This is a genomic window from Fibrobacter sp., from assembly GCA_012523595.1.
GTDB lineage: Bacteria > Fibrobacterota > Chitinivibrionia > Chitinivibrionales > Chitinispirillaceae > JAAYIG01.
Map to the genome: position 1 here is coordinate 1 of JAAYIG010000203.1, position 18,316 is coordinate 18,316.

15 protein-coding genes are annotated in these 18,316 nt (G+C 47.1%); 6 read left to right on the forward strand and 9 right to left on the reverse strand.

The features are described 5' to 3' along the window. The first annotated feature begins 22 nt into the window (after positions 1-22). Positions 23-739 (forward strand): hypothetical protein, encoded by a 717-nt coding sequence (locus GX089_14095; GenBank protein ID NLP03621.1) that lies wholly within the window; start codon positions 23-25, stop codon positions 737-739. Positions 740-901: 162 nt separating this feature from the next. Here the strand turns inward: GX089_14095 and GX089_14100 are convergent, their stop codons facing one another. The 3 genes from GX089_14100 to GX089_14110 form a co-directional block, all read right to left on the reverse strand. Continuing rightward, positions 902-2,650: a T9SS type A sorting domain-containing protein gene (locus GX089_14100; protein NLP03622.1), complete on the reverse strand. Its 1,749-nt coding sequence runs from the start codon at positions 2,648-2,650 to the stop codon at positions 902-904. A gap of 330 nt (positions 2,651-2,980) precedes the next feature. After that, positions 2,981-6,112, reverse strand: coding sequence for a hypothetical protein (locus GX089_14105; GenBank protein ID NLP03623.1), 3,132 nt, complete (start codon positions 6,110-6,112; stop codon positions 2,981-2,983). Positions 6,113-6,453: 341 nt separating this feature from the next. Continuing rightward, entirely contained in the window at positions 6,454-6,981 is a 528-nt protein-coding gene (locus GX089_14110) for an archaemetzincin family Zn-dependent metalloprotease (GenBank protein NLP03624.1), read from the reverse strand. 278 nt (positions 6,982-7,259) lie between these two features. Between GX089_14110 and GX089_14115 the strand changes: the two genes are divergently transcribed. Both GX089_14115 and GX089_14120 read left to right on the forward strand, forming a co-directional pair. Then, positions 7,260-7,682 (forward strand): Hsp20/alpha crystallin family protein, encoded by a 423-nt coding sequence (locus tag GX089_14115; GenBank protein NLP03625.1) that lies wholly within the window; start codon positions 7,260-7,262, stop codon positions 7,680-7,682. Further along, the gene (locus GX089_14120; GenBank protein ID NLP03626.1) at positions 7,679-10,159 is read left to right on the forward strand and encodes an AAA family ATPase; all 2,481 of its coding nucleotides are present in this window, start codon (positions 7,679-7,681) and stop codon (positions 10,157-10,159) included. The genes GX089_14115 and GX089_14120 overlap by 4 nt, the downstream gene beginning before the upstream one ends. A 137-nt stretch (positions 10,160-10,296) precedes the next feature. Here the strand turns inward: GX089_14120 and mug are convergent, their stop codons facing one another. Continuing rightward, a complete protein-coding gene (gene mug, locus GX089_14125; GenBank protein ID NLP03627.1) occupies positions 10,297-10,863 on the reverse strand; it encodes a G/U mismatch-specific DNA glycosylase in 567 nt (188 codons plus the stop codon). Between the two features lie 76 nt (positions 10,864-10,939). Between mug and GX089_14130 the strand changes: the two genes are divergently transcribed. Then, positions 10,940-11,629: an alpha/beta hydrolase gene (locus GX089_14130; protein NLP03628.1), complete on the forward strand. Its 690-nt coding sequence runs from the start codon at positions 10,940-10,942 to the stop codon at positions 11,627-11,629. 101 nt (positions 11,630-11,730) lie between these two features. Then, complete coding sequence (hflB, locus tag GX089_14135) at positions 11,731-13,635, forward strand: ATP-dependent zinc metalloprotease FtsH (protein ID NLP03629.1); 1,905 nt, start codon at positions 11,731-11,733, stop codon at positions 13,633-13,635. On the opposite strand, the gene GX089_14140 is transcribed toward hflB, so the two are convergent. From GX089_14140 to rfbA, 5 genes are read right to left on the reverse strand one after another with little or no spacing between them, the layout of a single operon-like run. Further along, entirely contained in the window at positions 13,636-14,709 is a 1,074-nt protein-coding gene (locus GX089_14140) for a hypothetical protein (GenBank protein ID NLP03630.1), read from the reverse strand. Further along, positions 14,706-15,167, reverse strand: a complete 462-nt coding sequence (locus GX089_14145; protein NLP03631.1) for a hypothetical protein — start codon at positions 15,165-15,167, stop codon at positions 14,706-14,708. Before GX089_14145 ends, GX089_14140 begins: the two co-directional genes overlap by 4 nt. Continuing rightward, the gene (locus GX089_14150; protein ID NLP03632.1) at positions 15,164-15,988 is read right to left on the reverse strand and encodes a 1-acyl-sn-glycerol-3-phosphate acyltransferase; all 825 of its coding nucleotides are present in this window, start codon (positions 15,986-15,988) and stop codon (positions 15,164-15,166) included. Before GX089_14150 ends, GX089_14145 begins: the two co-directional genes overlap by 4 nt. Continuing rightward, positions 15,989-16,534 carry a dTDP-4-dehydrorhamnose 3,5-epimerase gene (rfbC, locus tag GX089_14155; GenBank protein ID NLP03633.1) on the reverse strand — a complete coding sequence of 182 codons (546 nt, stop codon included), beginning with the start codon at positions 16,532-16,534 and terminating at the stop codon, positions 15,989-15,991. It abuts the gene before it with no gap. Positions 16,535-16,560: 26 nt separating this feature from the next. Further along, positions 16,561-17,460: a glucose-1-phosphate thymidylyltransferase RfbA gene (rfbA, locus tag GX089_14160; GenBank protein ID NLP03634.1), complete on the reverse strand. Its 900-nt coding sequence runs from the start codon at positions 17,458-17,460 to the stop codon at positions 16,561-16,563. Positions 17,461-17,525: 65 nt separating this feature from the next. Between rfbA and GX089_14165 the strand changes: the two genes are divergently transcribed. Then, on the forward strand, positions 17,526-18,316 hold a 791-nt coding region (locus GX089_14165), incomplete at its 3' end, for a tyrosine-type recombinase/integrase (GenBank protein ID NLP03635.1).

Sequence of the window (18,316 nt, forward strand, 5' to 3'; positions counted from 1 at the left end):
TCCATTTAAACAACCCTGGATTGTGCATGACCGAAAGATAATTACCTATGATAGCGCATCAAACAAACTGCTTTGCCATGATGCCGACCTGAAATCTTCCATACACCCTTTTGTGGAAATATTCAACCGTAACAGTGATAACTTTCGTAAACTCAAGGAGATGATCATTCATCCTACCCTACCTTTCGGTCTGGTAGTAGAGATTGGGAAAGATACCGATTGGAGTAAATATCGTAGTATGGAAATCACCCCAGAACTTGAAATGATTGAAGATTCCCTTTATCACCTTGAATTTATCCACGCACTCTATCTTCTCCGCTGGGACATCACTGACACAAACAAGCAGTATATCCCGATCCACACAGATACATTATCTCTTCTTCCACCTCTGGTTATTAAGCAGTATGGCCGTTTTTCCTTTTCACCTGATGGCAAGTGGCTTGTTTTCGGTCATGAGGACATGGCCACAGATCAATACGGTAATCTCGGCCCTGGCGGTAGACGGCAGCCATTCTTTGTCGCTCTTCCGGTTGACGAAAACAATCCCTTCTTTTTTGGTGAACCGGTATTTATGGGAAGAACCTTTAATAAATATAATGATGTTACTGCAACAGCATGGACTACAGATCCCATATCATTTGTTGCAGCAGATGGGGAATGCTTGTACAAATGGGATCTCGGTAAACTGCATGAAGCAAGGACAGTTACCACACCAGACACACTGTTCCCGCTGGAGTGATCAGTATTTATCACTGCCTCTCCCCATTTATCCCCCTTATTAAGGGGGCGCTTCCAGCGGGGGTTCTTCCTCTCAACATCAGGACTGGATTCCCGTTTTTCGCGGGAATGGCGGAGAGGTGAGGGGGGTGGCAAGAAACCAATACCACCACTTCTACCAAAGTCAATCCACCAGAAAGTGAGCAGTATACGCATTTTTACCCGATTTACACCTGAGAAGATACATTCCCGGAGTCAATCTCGAAGTGTTCAGTGTGAAACTGCTGCCAGGATTGGTTTTCAAATGAACCATTCTCCCGGAAAAATCATAAATCGCCACCTCTGAAATTTCAAATACCTCTTTCAGATCGATCGTCACGACATTTTCAACTACTCTTATTTTGAAGTTCTTTCTCCCCTCAGACTTCTTTTTTCCCGAAATCGCTGAAGTACCCATCTTGCTTGTATCCGCCGGATCAGTCTTGGATACTATATAGCCCAGTGCACCTACGAGTCCGGCATTATAGTCGATTCCACCTTCGGTTTGAGTATACTTATCTACAGCCTCCTGGAAGTTTCTTGAATTTTCCCTGGTGAAACCCACCAGGTAGCCGAATTGACGGTTGCGTTCAGGAATTCCGGTCAGAGTTTCCATGTCATTATTATCATTGAGGTAAACATTTCTGTGATGCGGCCACTGAGGCGACTTTGTACATCCGGAACAGAAACCAACTATAAAGGAGTTTTCGGCATCATTACTGCCCATTATATAATCGACCTGATTAAAGATAAACTGATCATAATCGGCTGTATTTTTAGCTTTGGAATAGAGGGCGGCAATAAAAGCCTGATTTGCAGGGTATCGCAGAAATCCCCAGCCGTCACCCAGAGTACTGAGTCCCGCTTCACCGGTTCCTGCATCTTTGTATTTATCAACATACCATGACTTAAGATTAGTCATCGCTTCCTCATCCCTGAGTGTAGTTCCCAGACAGTAAAGTGCCACATCATCACAGTTATTGTAGCAGAAGGTGTAATAATGATTCCCTGCTGATGATTTGTTGTTTTCCGCTGCAGCGCGGTACTGCTGCTCACCTGTTGATGCGTATAGTTCTGCTGCTGCTGTTACAAAATCCGCTGTCGGGTTGGGCTTTGATCCATAATAGCCGCCCGATCCGGTTGACTGTCCTTTGTGAGACTCTGCGTAAGAGAATGCATAACGGGCGTGCTGGAGGCAGAGATCAGCGTACTCCGGGTCATACTTCCGGTAAATCCTGGACATTACTGAAAGGGTTGCAGATGCAAATGCCGGCATCGCCCCGTCGTTGGGATTTTTTGTAATCGGCCTAGGTTCTCCCCCCTCCTCTACCGGAAGAGTAGACATTTTACCTGCTGTCACCCACTGCTTATGGTCGAAATCTCCATTCCCCTTCTGTGAATAAAACGTGCTGGAGTTGGGAGTAGCCTTTATTATCCAGTCGGTGGCGTATTTCAGTTCCTCAAGCAGGTCCGGGATACCATTGGGAGTACCGCCGGATATATCCCAGTTTCCACTCTGCATGTAGTCTGAATAATCACGGCCATTGTAGAGGTCATGAAATCCGGTGGGAAATGATTCATAAGCTTTAGCCAGAACATAGGCGGAGTAAAAGAAGGTTTGTCCGAAGAGTACATGATCGCCGCAGTCAAACCATCCCCCTTCCAGGTTGCAGGATCCATCCGCATCCCTTGTAAAACTGGTTCTGTATTCGGGGTTTGGGTGTTCCATGATAAGCCAGTTGGGTCCGATACCGGAGCGCTGGGCACCGTAGAAGCGGGTAGTCATCCAGAGGGCTTTTTTGTAATCTTCCGGGGAAAAATCGCCCGCAGCAAAAAGCGGGGAAGAAAAGAGGAGGGATGATAAACAGAGTGCTGAAAAGAACCTTGGACCCATGGATTCTCCTTTAGCGCTTAAACTTGGTATCACATATTTCCGGCTATAAGATACATAGTACCTGAAAAACTGTCGAGGGTTTTTTATTTCTGGGAAACACTTTCCCATTACATTACTATTCTGTTCGGGGTCGGTATCGGTATCGGAATTAGAATCGATCCATTATCGCAACCAGCGTCGATCGCGGCCCGTTCGTCGTCGTTCCTCCCTGGTATGTCGCTTGTATTCCTGCCCGTGATGGTCTTATTACATGAATAATGATTCGTTACCTTCAACAGTGGTTTTAGGGGCCCGTAACACGGCCCCTACAATTTTCTAATACTTTAATATTCAATATCCAAACAGAGTCCCGTTTTCACTTACCGCATACACCGATTTTTTATCTGCCGCAACGATAATCTCCCTTATCGGCAATTCGTTTCCGTTACGGTCCTTAAAAACTTCCTTATTACATCTTGCAAAGCAATCATTGGTGAAATAGACCGTTCCTGAGGGATCGATTATCCAGCCGCATCTGGAATCGAGCATAAAAATGCGGTTTGGTATCACAGGTAATTGTACTCTGGTAAGACTGATACTTTTTTCAAGACCATTTTTGCACATGTAAAGCCCATTTATTCCGGCAGTACTATCGATCACGTAAAGAGTATCTCCGTTGTCCTTGTCAGACTCTATCTCAAACCCAAAGCGCATAGAGCTTACCCTATCCCAGTAATAGGAAGACGATGGGCTTTTCCGATAACAGCCGCTGTCGGTTGCGGCAAAAAGAATCCCTCTGCCCGCTACCTCCAGGTCCCTTACAATAGGTCCATATTTGCCTATTGCTGTGTCACAGTCAAAACTGATGCAGGGGATAAGCCTCTTTAAGTCACCATCATAGAACAACTGGTAATCACCTGTGTAGCCCCCAAAATATACCCCCTCATTTATGGGGTCAACTGTATAAGTCCTTATAACCAGACCTTCGTCAAAGTAATTAACCGTATCTTTAATTTTTGTATCATAGCAAGTGTTATAGGACCATCCCCTGTAACTCCCGCATACATATATTCTACCATTTGCAAGGGGAACAGCGATTCTGGGAATGTAGAAACCCTCACCGAATTTGAATTCCGGATTCGCCGGAAATGTCTTCCCTCCATCTTCAGACCTGTACATCACTACCCCTCCATACTGATACATATAATAAACCACTGTTGAATCCAGTGCAGTTACCAGGTCGTTTACTTTATTCAGCCCGTCACACCTGTATTCCCAGACATGAGCAGAAATTTCCGGCCTCCATCTATACTCTACCGAATCCTCACCATCACTGACTCTCAGTAGTATATCCAGAGTATCACCTTCGGTAAACTTGCTCCGATCGATAAACCAGCTTAGCTTTTTTGATATACCATCATAACTTATTCCCTTCGGGGGATCGATCAGCTTTACTGCCACATCATCACTGTCCGGATCCTCAGTATTAACAGTAACCCAGCCACTCCTGCCTGTCTGCAATGCCTCTGATGGGAGGTCTTTAAGTGATGGCTTTCTGTTGGTGTTCCTGACCTCAATACTTATGGCAGATTCAACAGTATTGATCGAATCTGTAAGACTGAGTAACAGAACAAGATTCAGGGTGCTGTTTTGTTTAACAACACTATAATCGGGATCAAATACCAGGTAACTCTTTCCATCCTCCTCTGCTAAATCTATCCAGGCAGGTTGAGGGTCAGGAGCTTTAATGGAAATTTTTGGCTTTTCTCCCTCCGGATCCTCTGCCAGAAGCGCGATTTTCCTTTCTGTTCCTTCTGATATCAAAAGACTTTCGGGCAGGGAGATGAATGAAGGAGGCAGATTGGAATCAGCTACGGAGATTACTATCTGCAGCAGTGATGAATCGGGGGGATCATGGCTGTCTGTTACATAAACCGAACAGGTGACACTTCCGTTGTCATCACTGCCCGGGACCCAGAACCACGATGAGTCCGATTTGTTAATTTTTCCCATGGAAGCTCTGAAAGTGACCTTGTCTCCATCGGGATCTCCCTTGAATACACTGGAAAGTGAGTACCTCAGGGTATCCAGTTCTTTTCCCTCAAGAACAACTCTGGACTTTTTCCAAAGCGGTGCGGCATTGGAATCTCCAACAGAAATAAAGAAAGGAAAACTGTCACATAATGCCTCTTCATCATCATTGCAGGCGATACAGAGAAGCGGTCCGATTGTAAGTTTTTTTGAACTGCCGGTAAAATCGAACGGTGGGGTCCAGGTAAATCTTCTCTCCAGGCTGTCTGAATCAAATTCACATCCATCGATATTATCGGGACACAGAATTTTCACACTGATAAAATCATTGCTGTCACGGCTCTGCACATCCACATCTATAATAAGCTCCTCCCCCTCTCTTGCTTTCAGGGTATCCTTTTTCTCTTCCAGACCACTTATGCTGATTTCAGGAGGCAGCTTGGAATCAGCTACGGAGATTACTATCTGCAGCAGTGATGAATCGGGGGGATCATAGCTGTCGATTACATAAACCGAACAGATGACGCTTCCATTGTCATCACGGCCCGGGACCCAGAACCACGATGAGTCCGATTTGTTAATTTTTCCCATGGAAGCTCTGAAAGTGACCTTGTCTCCATCGGGATCTCCCTTAAATGCATCAGAAAGTGAGTACCTCAGTGTATCCAGTTCTTTTCCATCAAGAACAACCCTGGACTTTTTCCAGAGCGGAGCGGCATTGGAATCACTGACTGATATAAAGAAAGGAAAGCTGTCACACAATGGCTCTGTATCATCATTGCAGGCAATGCAGAAGAAGGGTCCGATAGTGATTTTTTCTGAACCATAGGTAAAATCAAATGATGGGGTCCAGGTAAATCTTCTCTCCGAGCTGTCTGAAATAAATTCACATCCCTCGATATCATCGGGAAATAGAAATTTCACACTAATCGAATCGCTGCTGTCCGGACTCTGCACATCCACATCTATAATAAGCTTCTCCCCCTCTTTTACATTAAGGGTATCTTTCTTCTCTTCCAGACCACTTATGCTGATTACAGGAGACTGATCGCCCAGTATCAGAATGGTTGCGGTTTTCCTTAAATCAGGAGCCCCATCCCTGAACACAATCATCTCCACTCCCCTCTCCCCCGCATCTTTAAACTCAAGTGATATCTCTATTTTCGATTTCAGTTGTTTGCTTTCTGATATGATGATTGTGGTTTCAGGAAGATTGTTTCTGGTTATTTTGATTGCCAGTGAGTCCAGAAATTCCGGAATGAGAGGTGTAATCTCCAGAACCAGGGCTTTTCCGGCAGAATCTGTTACTGTGGAACCGTTTTCTCCGGATGAGTTTACAATTGTTATCTCCACGCCCGAATTTGCCGGATTATTGAAGGGGTCCACAGGTGAATCACAGAAAAGGAAAGAGAGAAATGGAAAGAGAAAAGCAGAAAAAAGTAGCCGTCTCATACACTTCTCCAGTTCTGTTGAAAGTTAAGCGGAATTTTTAATCAAATGCGAGAAAAAAAGATGGGAGAGTAAAACAAAGGAGAAATATAAGATTGGGCTCTAAAGTAAACAAGAGGGAATTTTTCTTGCCTGATATTTATAAAAATTTTACAGATCGTGAAGTTCATCCGTTTCTCAGTCTTTTCCTGCCCCCTGAATCCCCCAAAGGGGACTTTAAGAGAGAAAGTGTGTACTGAGTCTGAGATTACTATGCTATTATGGCTATTATTTCTATGTTCAAATAATCATTAATCATCTTAATCAGGTTAATCATAGTTCAAGACATTTCTTAATCAGATTAATCAACGGTCATGGTCACAATATTTAGCCTCTTTGATATCTGTGTCGTTTAAAGAGCTTGAGAAGTGCATTACACAATGGGAGTCGGGGCAGTGTGGAAGTCCCCAGGTGTGGCCGATCTCATGCATGGCCTCCTTCAGGAGTCGTTCTCTTAAGAGGCCTGGGTTTTCCGGAAAGCCATAGAAGGATTGTCTGAGCCGTTTTGTGGCGACGATAGCTTCATGGCCCTTGAGAACAGCTTGTCCGAGGATAAAACCGAGGTTGCCGGTATAGCAGTCTTGATCGATCAATCCCAGAAGAGTTCCTCGGATTGAGTGCTGCTTTTCCCTCAGGAAAGCAAGGAGAGCATCCCCGAAATACTGCTCTCTGCGTCTTTCAAAGGCAAACCCTGGATTTTCCTGAAATGGTCCTGCAGAGACTTTCACACCGATTCTGGATGGAAGTTCAACCACGAGCCATTGAAGAAGTTCCTCATCAAAGGGCTTGAATGGAATAAGAGTGACCGGAGATTTGACAATTTTGCTGCCCATGTGTTCTCCTTTTCCAAATTTTAGCAAAGATCCTGCCGTGAAAATCGATTTATGGATTTCTTTTTGCAGGTAAAAAGAACAGGGTGTCTTTATGCCTGGAGGAAATAATGCGGCAGGGTGACAAAATACCATTTACGGCGGCATTAATGCCGCCTCCAGCCAAATCAAGCCCGGTAAAACCGGGCTTCCAAGAAGAGAGGCCTCGGGATCTGGAGGCGCACGGAGATATGTTTCCGGTAAGCCGTTATTAAACAGTCGATGGGAACAGAGGTAAGCAGATGGAGAGATCAGGACACAGGATCAGAAGAAGCGGTTTTCTGCAAAGCGAGATAGAGGCTGCTTTTACAGAGTTGATCCACACCCGGTGGAGTGTTGTGGAACCATCATGGAACCCGGCTATTGACATATACGATATCGGGGAAGCTTTTGTGGTGGTGGCGGATCTCCCTGGAATAAGCCGCGCGCATGTACAGATGGATATCCATGAGAATTCGGTTACTTTCTGCGGGACACGGCAGACAATGTTTTCTGTCAATAAAGGACAAAGCCTTGTGACAGAGAGGGCCAGGGGACGATTCTGCCGCACAGTCAAACTTCCCGGCCCCGTTGATCCCGACAGAGCAGTGGTCAGTTTTGAAGATGGAGTTTACAGAATAGAACTTCCCAAGAAAAGGCTCCTGAAAAGCGGGGGGAAAAGATGACAGATTTTCAGAAAAGATTTGAACTCAGTCCGCAGGACGCGGAACCATCGATACAGTATGACCGGCTTGACTTCAGCAGTACCGATGAGCTGGAGCCTCTGGACGAGATAGTGGGACAGCCAAGGGCTGTGAGAGCTTTGGAACTTGGGCTTGGAATAGATGCCTCCGGGTACAATATCTATATGTCAGGGATGAGTGGTATGGGGAAGAAGGCGATGGTGAAAAAGCTTCTCTTAGACAAAGCTGAGAAAAGTCCCGTCCCCCCTGACTGGATCTATGTCAACAATTTCAAGCAGGAGGACCGTCCCCTGGCCATCTCCATCGAGCCCGGAAAAGGGAAAGAACTGAAGAAGGATATGGAGGAGCTTGTATCAAGGCTCAAAGAGGATGTACCCAGGGCCTTTCAACAGGAAGATTTCAGTAAAGAGAAGATGCGTCTGACCGAACAGTACGAATACATGGGCAAGGAGGCTTTCGAAAAACTGGACCGCATGGCCATGGAAAAAAATCTCTTTCTGCAGGAAACCCCCGATGGGCGTATTGTGCTTATACCCAAAAAGGGTGATCGCCCCATGAGCGCCGAAGAATTCGAGGCACTCTCTCAGCAGGAAAAAGATGACCTCTCCAATGACCAGCAGGATGTAAGCAGGATGGTGGCTGAGGTGATAAACCGCCAGAGGGAGATCGGGCAGAAGCTCAGGGATGAGGTACGAAAGATCGAGCGTGATTTCGCCTCACGCCTGATCAGTCCGGCAATCGATGAGATAATCAACAAGTACCAAAATGAAAAGCTGCAAAAATGGCTCGCAAGCATAAAGGAACACATGATAGAGAACCTCAACCGGTTCCGCACCCGGGAGTCGGGTCAGCAGCAGGCTCTGGCATCACTTATCGGCGCTGTACCCCCCGATGATTCCTTCAGTGATTACGCTATCAACGTTGTCGTTGACAACAGCGAACTGAAGGGGGCTCCTGTAATAATCGAGGAATCGCCAAACTACAAAAATCTTTTCGGGACTATCACCGGAACTTTCGACCGCACAGGCCGTCTCTTTACAAATTTTCTGCAGATCAAGTCCGGAAGCATACTGCGGGCAAATGGAGGTTACCTGGTTTTTAACCTCATGGAGGCACTGATAGAGCCTCTTGTCTGGAAAGAGCTGAAAAGCACACTGAAGAGCGGTGAACTGGAGTACCACATTTACGATCCTTTCGGTGTCTTCTCCACTTCATCGCTGCGCCCCGAGCCCATTCAGATAAAGGTCAAGCTTGTTGTGGTTGGGACCCCCCTTATCTATCACCTGCTTCAGCTTTACGATGAAGATTTTCCGGAACTCTTCAAGGTAAAGGCGGAGTTTGCACCCGAACTGGACCAGATAAATAACCCTGAGCTTCTAATAGGCCGTTTCGTTCAATCGCAAAGGAAAAAACACTCCACTCTCTCCTTTGATCCCCATGCCGTAGCTGAGATTGTCAAAATCGGAGCAAGGCTGGCCGGAGAAAAGGAAAAAATCACCTCAGAACTGAGCCGGGTCGCGGATATCATCCGTGAATCAGATTTCTGGGCCCGGAAAGAATCTGCTCAAATGGTAGGTGTTCAGCATGTAAGAAAGGCAGTGGAAGAGAAGATTTACCGCTCCAATCTTATTGCAGAGAAGATGCGGGAGTTAATCGCCAATGGAACGCTGCTTATAGGTGTTGATGGTTTAAGGATTGGGCAGGCAAATGGTCTCAGTATAATTCAACTGGGAGATTACGCTTTTGGAAGGCCATCCAGGATAACAGCCAGTGTAGGTGTAGGAGCAGCAGGAATCATAAATATCGAACGGGAAAGTCATCTCAGCGGCAGCAGCTTTGATAAGGCGATTCTTATTCTGGAAGGCTACATGAGAAACAAATATGCCTCAAAGCACCCCTTGTCCCTTTCTGCCAGCCTGGCGATGGAGCAGAGTTATGGTTTGATAGAGGGAGACAGCGCGACAGTAGCGGAACTGGTCTGCCTTCTCAGCGCCTTTGCCGGCATCCCGCTTCGTCAGGACATCGCCATTACCGGTTCTGTCAACCAGTGGGGGCAGATTCAAGCTGTGGGAGGAGTTACTCAGAAGGTAGAGGGGTTCTATGAGGTTTGCAAACAGATAGGACTCACAGGTAACCAGGGCGTATGCATCCCCCAGTCCAATGTAAGGCATCTGGTGCTGAGACATGAGATTCTCGATGCCATGCGTGACGGCAGATTTCATATCTGGGCAGTAAAGGATGTCGATGAGGCGATCGAGCTTTTGACAGGAACGCCTGCGGGAAATATTGACAAGCAGGATACTTTCCACTGGCGGGTCGATCAGAGATTACTCGAAATGCTTGACATTGTTAAACAACAGAAGACTGTCTCTATTGAACGGGAATATCCCGCATGGAGAATACCTTCTGAAGGTTCGCGCGACCCTCGTCCCCGCTTCCCGGGAGAGGAGAAGTGCTAGAGGATCTGGAGGATAATTCTGGATTCCTATTTTCACAGGAATGGCACTTAAAGGAGAGAAAGTGTATATGAGGAATCAATGTAGCCCCAAGGTGTCATGCCTGTGAAAACAGGAATCCAGTTATCAGAGGACAAAGATCAGAAATTTCCACGCGAAATCTCTTCAACCCACTTACGCAACATCTCCATACATCTTACGAGGTCCTCTATTCTGTAACGTGTGTTGATGCCGCTGGGGTTTGGAAGAACCCAGACTGGAGTATCCCCCAGTTTTGTCTCCTGAAGTCCCAGTCGGGCCATCGGGTTGTGAAAAGCGCTTCTATAGGCCCCCAGGCCCAGAATCGCCACAGCTTTAGGTTTATACCTTTTTACCTTCTCTGCCAGTCTCCTTCCCCCCTCTTCCAGTTCTTCTCTGCTTATTTCATCGGCACTGGCTGTAGCTCTGGCAACGATGTTGGTGATTCCCAGTTTTGATGAAAGGAGGAGGTTTCCCTCTGATGGATGATAGAGGCGAGGGGTGAAACCGGAGCGATAAAGAGCAGGCCAGAACCGGTTTCCCGGGCGTGCGAAATGGTGATTTACCGCTGCGGAGTAGAGTCCCGGGTTGATTCCGCAGAAAAGGACCTTGAGACCAGCAGCGATTATATCACTGACCGTTTTATTTCTGGCTTCAAGCAGTTGCTCTCTGGCAGGAGTGGTTTTCATGATGAATTCTCCTTTAAGGGCGCACTTTTTCCGGTAGTCTATTTGCTTCAATATAAAAGAAGGAGGGGCTTTTACTATGGAAGACAGTTATGAGAATGGAGATGAGGTTCAGCCTGCAACAATTCTTGAGGTTATAAGGGGAGAAATATCTGCGGAGGGGTATGAGGAGGTTATACTTGTTACCCCCCGGGGAGAGATAAAGACCCGTTTTTACTCCCTTGCGGAGACGAAGATGGCTTCCATAATGGTGGGAGGGGCAGGAGGAGATTTTGATACTCCGGCGAGGGGTCTTTACCACAGGCTGGGAGCGGATCTTCTTGACGAGGGATTTTCCAGTTTACGAATACAGTTCCGTAATTCTCACAATTTCGATGATTCAGTTTACGATGTGGCAGCGGGGATTTCGTTTCTTCGCTCCCTGAGCATCGACTCCATAGGGCTTATCGGTCATTCTTTCGGGGGAGCGGTAGTGATCAGGGCCGCATCGATGCACACATCCGTGTCAGCCGTTGTCGCTCTTTCATCACAGAGCTATGGTGCCGGATCAGCCTCGGAACTTGGTCCCAGATGTGCACTGCTTCTGATTCACGGGTCGGAGGATAAGATAATCCCTCCATCCTCATCAGAACATATTCTCTCTCTTTCCAGGGAGCCCCGCAGGCTTAAAATCTACCGTGGGTCACACAGTCTCGATGAGGTATCGCAGGAGGTTTACGAGGATGTAAAGGACTGGATAATAAGGTGGGTCAGAGACCTGCAGTCCTGAGCGGAACCAAAGAGTTTTAACAAGAATAAGTGATTGTTGCCGAGGCATGTTGTTTGCTTCTTAAAAGAAAAGAAGATATCCACCCTGAAAAAGGCAAAAGCATGGCAGAGAAACCAACCAGTCCAGGGCAGCCGGAGATGAAGTTTTCTTTCTGGAGATTTCTCGTATGGGGTACTATTCTTACCATACTGTTTTTCTATATTTTCGGCTCCTTTTCTGTAAAAGAGAGGATTGCTATTCCCTATTCTGTTTTCAAGCAGCAGTTGCGGGATGGTAATGTCAAGGAGGTGGTGTTCAGGGGAAGGGAGGTACTTGGAAATTTCGAGGGGAATTATGTTGGTGCCGATTCAATATCTTACGCATATTTCTCCACAGTGATGCCGTCGCTCGATGATGCGGGATTGATAGAGCTTCTGGAGGAAAACGGGGTTATTATTCAGGCGGAGAATGCCGATGGGGCATCGTGGTGGATGAGTTTAATAGTGCTTCTTTTCCCCTGGCTTTTTCTCGTAGGATACTTTGTCTGGGCCGGGAAGCGTTTGTCGAGTCAGATGAAAGGCATGCCTGGGACAGGAATCTTCGGGATCGGCAAGTCGAGAGCAAAACGATTTCGCAAGGAGATGTCATCTGTTAAGTACGCCGATGTGGCCGGACTCTCAAATGCCAAGCTTGATCTGCAGGAGATTGTCGAATACCTTAAAGATCCAAGGAAATTTACCGCCCTTGGAGCCACAATCCCCAAGGGAGTGCTTCTTATGGGTCCTCCGGGAACAGGTAAGACTCTCCTGGCCAGGGCTACTGCAGGTGAAGCGGGAGTGCCGTTTTTCAGCACCAGCGGCTCTGAATTTATAGAGATGTTTGTAGGAGTGGGTGCATCGAGAGTAAGAGACATGTTTGAGAACGCAAAAAAAGAGCACCCTGCCATTATTTTCATTGATGAGCTTGACTCAGTGGGAAGGGTGCGTGGAACAGGTCTGGGGGGCAGTCATGATGAAAGGGAACAGACACTCAATCAGATTCTCACTGAAATGGATGGTTTTGAGGCGCATGAATCAGTGGTAGTAATAGCGGCTACAAACAGGCCCGATGTGCTTGATCCTGCCCTTACCCGTCCCGGTCGGTTTGACAGACAGATAACCCTCGATCTGCCTCAGAAAAGCGCCCGTGTGGAGATTCTTAAAATTCATGCCCAGAATGTTCCTCTTGACAGTTCGGTAAAGATGGAGAATATCGCTGCTCGTACAGTGGGCTTCTCAGGAGCCGATCTTAGGAATCTGGTCAATGAGGCGGCATTGCTTGCGGGGCGCAAAGGAAAATCCAAAGTTGAATTCAGAGATTTCGAGGAAGCCCAGGATAAAATCCTGCTTGGAGCAGAAAGGGAAGATAAACTCAGTGAACGTGACAGGGAGGTAGTGGCATATCATGAAGCAGGGCATGCACTAATGGCAAAGCTTCTTCCTGAAACCGACCCGCTGCAGAAGGTGACAATAATTGCCAGGGGACGGGCGCTGGGTGCAACAGAGCAGATTCCTGATGCTGACCGGTCTAATTTCTCCCGTAAATATCTCCTTGCCCGTATAGCTGTGGCCCTGGGCGGACGGGCATCTGAGAAACTGGTTTACGATGAATTGACAAACGGAGCAGCCGAAGATCTCAAACAGGTCACTCTGATCGCACGAAAGATGGTTTGTCAATGGGGTATGAGCGACAAGCTTGGCCCGGCTACCTTCAACCAGGCGGAAGAGCATCCTTTTCTGGGAAAAGAGCTCGCCCAACCTCGCGATTTCAGCGAATATACGGCAAGAATCATTGACGAGGAAGTCCAGCGAATCATCCTTGAGCAGGAAAACCGCGCCCTGGAAATCCTGTCTCAAAATCGTGGCAAACTGGATCTCCTCGCCGCTTCCCTTCTGGAACACGAAACTCTGGAACACGGGGAAATCGAAAGGATCATTTCTGCGGCTCCACCAGATACTTCAGCCCTGAATGGTAAAAAGGCCGCCTGATTAACTGCTCGGTGGTGGAAAATATCTCGGCAGTTTACGAAAAAGAGATCTATCACCTTTAAGAACCAGCTCCCTTGTTGTCAAGGCCTTCAATGGATCCTTTTTCCTGTGGACTATCTCGGTCCAGACCACACTTGAACAGATAATAGTCAGATCCGGGGAATCATGTGCTGTGTTTCCATGAGTACACTTCCCCATGTCCAGTTTCAAATAAAAATCCATCCCCTTGTCAGGAAAACTGAACTGGATCACATTGCGGACATCCCTGGTAATGACAGGATCGAAATTCAGAGCCATTTCGCTTATCATAATGCGGATATCATCTTCGGTCAACCTGCGAAGTTCCTCCATGTCATATCCCTTGCTTGCATATTCCCAGTAGACATTGGAGTAGTTTTCAAAGACTTTGAGGTCAGGTGCAAGCGGCAGATTGACCTCATGCCTGATCGTCTCCCCTATCATTCCCTCTGTGGCAAAAACTCTTCCGGCTTTCACAAAAGCGGTCTCAATTGTCTTGATCGTTCTGGGTTTGGTATCAACAAACTGGATAAAAAACGATTCTGGACGAATGAGCGCCCCGCAGAACTCCATCCCGAAACCCTCAGCATAAAGCCGCAGTGATTCAACAGCTCCTGCGCAGTGGCTTGAATCCTTCAGGCCACCGGCAAGAATCACAGCCATTTTACGGGGTCCCTTATCCGGATATCTAAGCTTGTTATGGTCTCTGCCGGCATCATTGAGATTTACTCCCGGAGCAAGGAGAGGAAGTGTGCGCTCCAGGAATTTCTTAAGGCTGCTGCTTACAGCGTAAGCATACAGCGGGGAAGCCATCACAATGCCCTCACATTCAAGAAATTTCTGCAGCAATCCGGCAACGTCATCTTCCTGGACACATTTTCCCGGAGTAACTGTCCAGCATTTGAAGCATCCCTTGCAACTATCCATACTAATACTGGTGAGGTCGATTATCTCCGGATCAACCCCGGCGTCTTTTACACCCTCGATAAACAACTTTACGCAATGTTCTGTAAAGCCTTCTTTTCTGGGATTAGACTTGAGAATGAGCAGCTTCAATTGAGGTCCTTTATTGCAAGTGTCAAAGTTCCTTTTGCGATCAGATTTCTTCCCGCAGAAGCTTCTACCGTATATGACAGAAGAGAACCGAAGGCGCGGTCCGGAAGTGAAGTCATACGGAGAGTATCACCCGGAGAAGCAGGATGAGTGTATTTCATGCTGGCTGCGGCAAGGAAAAAGATCTCCGGTTTTCCTGATGGTTCTATCCCTTTTTCTATTCTGGAGAATCCCCAGAGCAGGCCGCTTGTCTGCGCCAGGGCATCGGTGACAAGTACCCCCGGCATAATTGGTGTTCCAGGGAAGTGGCCGGCAAAATGCGGTTCGTCAGGACGAATCTCCCTCTCGGCAACTATCAGTTGATCGGGAATGAGTTTTATCACCCGGTCAACAAACAGAAAAGGCGGGCGGTGCGGGAGGATTTTAAGAATCTGATCAAGATCATATTTTGCTTCTTTCATCTTGCTCGCTCCTTGCCGGATTTGATTTCCCAGACAGTTCCTTTGTCAAGAATTCGTATCTCTTCAGCCATCCTTCTCCTCACCCTTTCTGCAAAATCTGATGGTCTTTCATTCTCTTCCGGCAGCATCGGAGGCAGGCTCCTGACAACAAACTTCATCCTGAAAGGCGGCACCAGGCTTCCAGGCATTTTTGCCATAAATGGATGATCGCAGTGTACGATCAGAGGTACAACCGGGAAACCGGTTTCCGCTGAAAGGCGAAACGCCAGATCCTTGAATGGCAACATCCGTGCAGAGCGGGAGCGTGCACCTTCAGGAAAGATCAGCAGACGGGAACCATTTCTGAACAGTTCCTTGCATCTCTTAATTGCCGCAGCCAGATTAGCAACCGATTCCGAGTCTACACTCACAAAATCCAGGTGTTTGACAAAAAAGGAAAACACAGGCATGCGTGCATAACTTGTCTTCATCAGTACTCCTGTGTTTTTCAACAGTGGAAGAAGCATGGGTCCGTCGAGACGACTTCTGTGATTTGCCACAAAAATCGCCGGAGAATCTTTCTCCAGGCTTTCAAACGACGGTTCCTCAACAATTTTGTAAATGCGAAGTGAAGGAAGAAATATCCTGGTAAGGAAAAAAAGAAACAGGTTATTAGCAGACTTTGATGCCCTGCGCATCAAAGCAGGGTTGAATGACAGCAGCAGAAACAGAGGTGAGAGCAGAAAATAAAAGGCACAAGAAAGAAAATAAACCGAATAGCCAATTGATGCTGCTATGGTTCTGTGGAGCGGCGGTCTGGAATGCCTTCTGTTTTCCATCATTTAAAACGGTGAGGTTATTTCCCTAAAGTAAGGAAGTCTGGCGTCTTTATCTGAAATTACAGGGTCCTGCACAGGCCAGGTGATTCCAAGGTCACGGTCATCCCACCGTACACCCCTGTCATGCTTCGGTGAATAAGGATTATCAACTTTATACAGAAACTCGGTATCAGGAGTCAGTGTGCAGAAGCCATGAGCGAAACCTCTGGGAATGTACATCATGAGAAAATTCTCCGCACTCAGTTCATAAGCCAGCCATTTACCAAAAGTCGGTGATTCCCTTCTGATGTCTACTGCTACATCATAGACAGCGCCCCTTATTACTCGAACGAGCTTTGCCTGAGCAAAAGGCGGATCCTGGAAATGAAGTCCTCTGAGAACTCCTTTTTTCAACGACATTGAATGATTATCCTGAACAAAGTCAGCATCGATTCCGGCTGAAAGAAAACTTTCCTTTGACCAGGATTCAAGAAAAAAGCCTCTGTGATCTCTGAAAACTGCGGGCTTGATCAGAAAAAGCCCTTCAAAAGCGGTTTGTATGAACTCCATTGCTGTCCTGACTGCCTGACAATACTTTACTTGGTGCCCGGATTTGCCGTTACTCCGGAACGGATCACCAGGTCCATAAGATACTTTCCGTAACTGTTTTTTTCCATCGGGCGAGCCAGTTCAAAGAGCTGGTCAGCCGTGATATACCCCTGTCGAAATGCTATCTCCTCTGGGCTTGAAACCTTCAGTCCCTGCCTCGATTGGATCATCTCCACAAACTCCGATGCCTGAAGCATAGATTCATGTGTACCGGTATCAAGCCAGGCTATTCCCCGCCCCAGCAGCACTGCTTCAAGCTCCCCAAGCTCCAGATAAGCCTTGTTCAGATCTGTTATTTCCAGTTCACCCCGTGGTGAGAATTTAAGAGATGCGGCGATTTCAGGAGCCCGGGAGTCGTAAAAATAGAGACCCGTCACAGCCAGATTAGACCTGGGAGCTGAGGGTTTCTCTACGAGGCTGCAGACTCTGCCGTCCTTGTCCAGTTCGACTACCCCGTACCTGTGGGGGTCGTTTACCTGATAGGCAAAAATAGTAGCTCCGCATGGCTGATTTACACCCAGCTTGAGGTTGGAGACAAGTCCATGGCCCCAGAATATATTATCACCCAGAATGAGAGCGACCCTGTCATTGCCGATAAACTCCCGCCCAATGATCAGAGCTTGTGCAAGCCCATCGGGCTTTTGCTGTTGGGCGTACTGGAGCGAAATACCCCACTGCGAACCATCCCCCAGAAGCTTCTTGAAACTCCCGGCGTCTTCAGGAGTTGTAATAACAAGGATTTCCCTTATTCCGGCAAGCATCAGAATCGAGAGTGGGTAATAAACCATCGGCTTATCATAAACAGGCATCAACTGCTTACTCACAGCTATGGTTACCGGATATAACCTTGTACCTGATCCGCCTGCCAGAATAATCCCTTTTACCACTGTTTCTCCTTTTTCCGATAGATTTCTAAATATAGTTTATTATTCGGTGTTTCAGGGAACAGGTAATGGAATCAGAACTAAATAAAACGATTAAAAAATTCCTGGAGTATGTAGAAAAAGAACGGGGCTTTTCTAAACATACTATCGAAGCCTACAACCGGGATCTCCTGCAATTTCTTCAATTCCTGAAGGAGAAAAATATCGTTCTCACAGTTGAGGGCGCAATGCGGAAACAGAACTTCAGGACTTTTATGTTTCAATTAAGCAACATGGGACAGCGCCCCCGCTCAATTGCCAGAAAAATCGCTGCCCTGAAAAGTTTCTCCAGATTTTGTGTGCGCAAAGGTCTTCTTCAGACCAACCCGTCTAAAGCGGTGTCTACACCAAAACTTGATAAACCGCTCCCTGTCTTCCTTACCCAGAAACAGACCGGGAAGATAAAACCCCCTTCAGAGAATAAGTTTGAAACCCTGCGAAATTTTACGGTAATGGAGTTTTTTTATGGAAGCGGAATACGTCTTTCTGAGCTTCACGGTTTGAATTTCGATTCCATAGACATGCGAGGAGAAACCGTAAGAGTGCTGGGAAAAGGGAAAAAGGAGCGCATAGTACCTCTTACTTCATCCGCAGTAGAAGCACTCCGGAAATATTCCCGGTTCTATCCGGCTGAAGTGACTTCTTCCAGTCCGATTTTCATCAATAAAGAGGGTAAGCGCTTGTCCCGAAGGCAGATAGAGCGAATTGTGGAAAAGGGACTTCTGGACGTGAGCACGCAGAAAAAGCGAAGCCCTCATGTTCTTCGTCACTCATTTGCAACGCATCTGATGGATTCCGGGGCGGATATACGTGCCGTAAA

Bases quoted from the DNA above. Each gene is read 5' to 3' on its own strand.
- GX089_14100 (NLP03622.1), bottom strand. From the start codon at position 2,650: ATGGGTCCAAGGTTCTTTTCAGCACTCTGTTTATCATCCCTCCTCTTT.
- GX089_14105 (NLP03623.1), bottom strand. From the start codon at position 6,112: ATGAGACGGCTACTTTTTTCTGCTTTTCTCTTTCCATTTCTCTCTTTC.
- GX089_14110 (NLP03624.1), bottom strand. From the start codon at position 6,981: ATGGGCAGCAAAATTGTCAAATCTCCGGTCACTCTTATTCCATTCAAG.
- GX089_14115 (NLP03625.1), top strand. From the start codon at position 7,260: ATGGAGAGATCAGGACACAGGATCAGAAGAAGCGGTTTTCTGCAAAGC.
- GX089_14120 (NLP03626.1), top strand. From the start codon at position 7,679: ATGACAGATTTTCAGAAAAGATTTGAACTCAGTCCGCAGGACGCGGAA.
- mug (NLP03627.1), bottom strand. From the start codon at position 10,863: ATGAAAACCACTCCTGCCAGAGAGCAACTGCTTGAAGCCAGAAATAAA.
- GX089_14130 (NLP03628.1), top strand. From the start codon at position 10,940: ATGGAAGACAGTTATGAGAATGGAGATGAGGTTCAGCCTGCAACAATT.
- hflB (NLP03629.1), top strand. From the start codon at position 11,731: ATGGCAGAGAAACCAACCAGTCCAGGGCAGCCGGAGATGAAGTTTTCT.
- GX089_14145 (NLP03631.1), bottom strand. From the start codon at position 15,167: ATGAAAGAAGCAAAATATGATCTTGATCAGATTCTTAAAATCCTCCCG.
- GX089_14150 (NLP03632.1), bottom strand. From the start codon at position 15,988: ATGATGGAAAACAGAAGGCATTCCAGACCGCCGCTCCACAGAACCATA.
- rfbC (NLP03633.1), bottom strand. From the start codon at position 16,534: ATGGAGTTCATACAAACCGCTTTTGAAGGGCTTTTTCTGATCAAGCCC.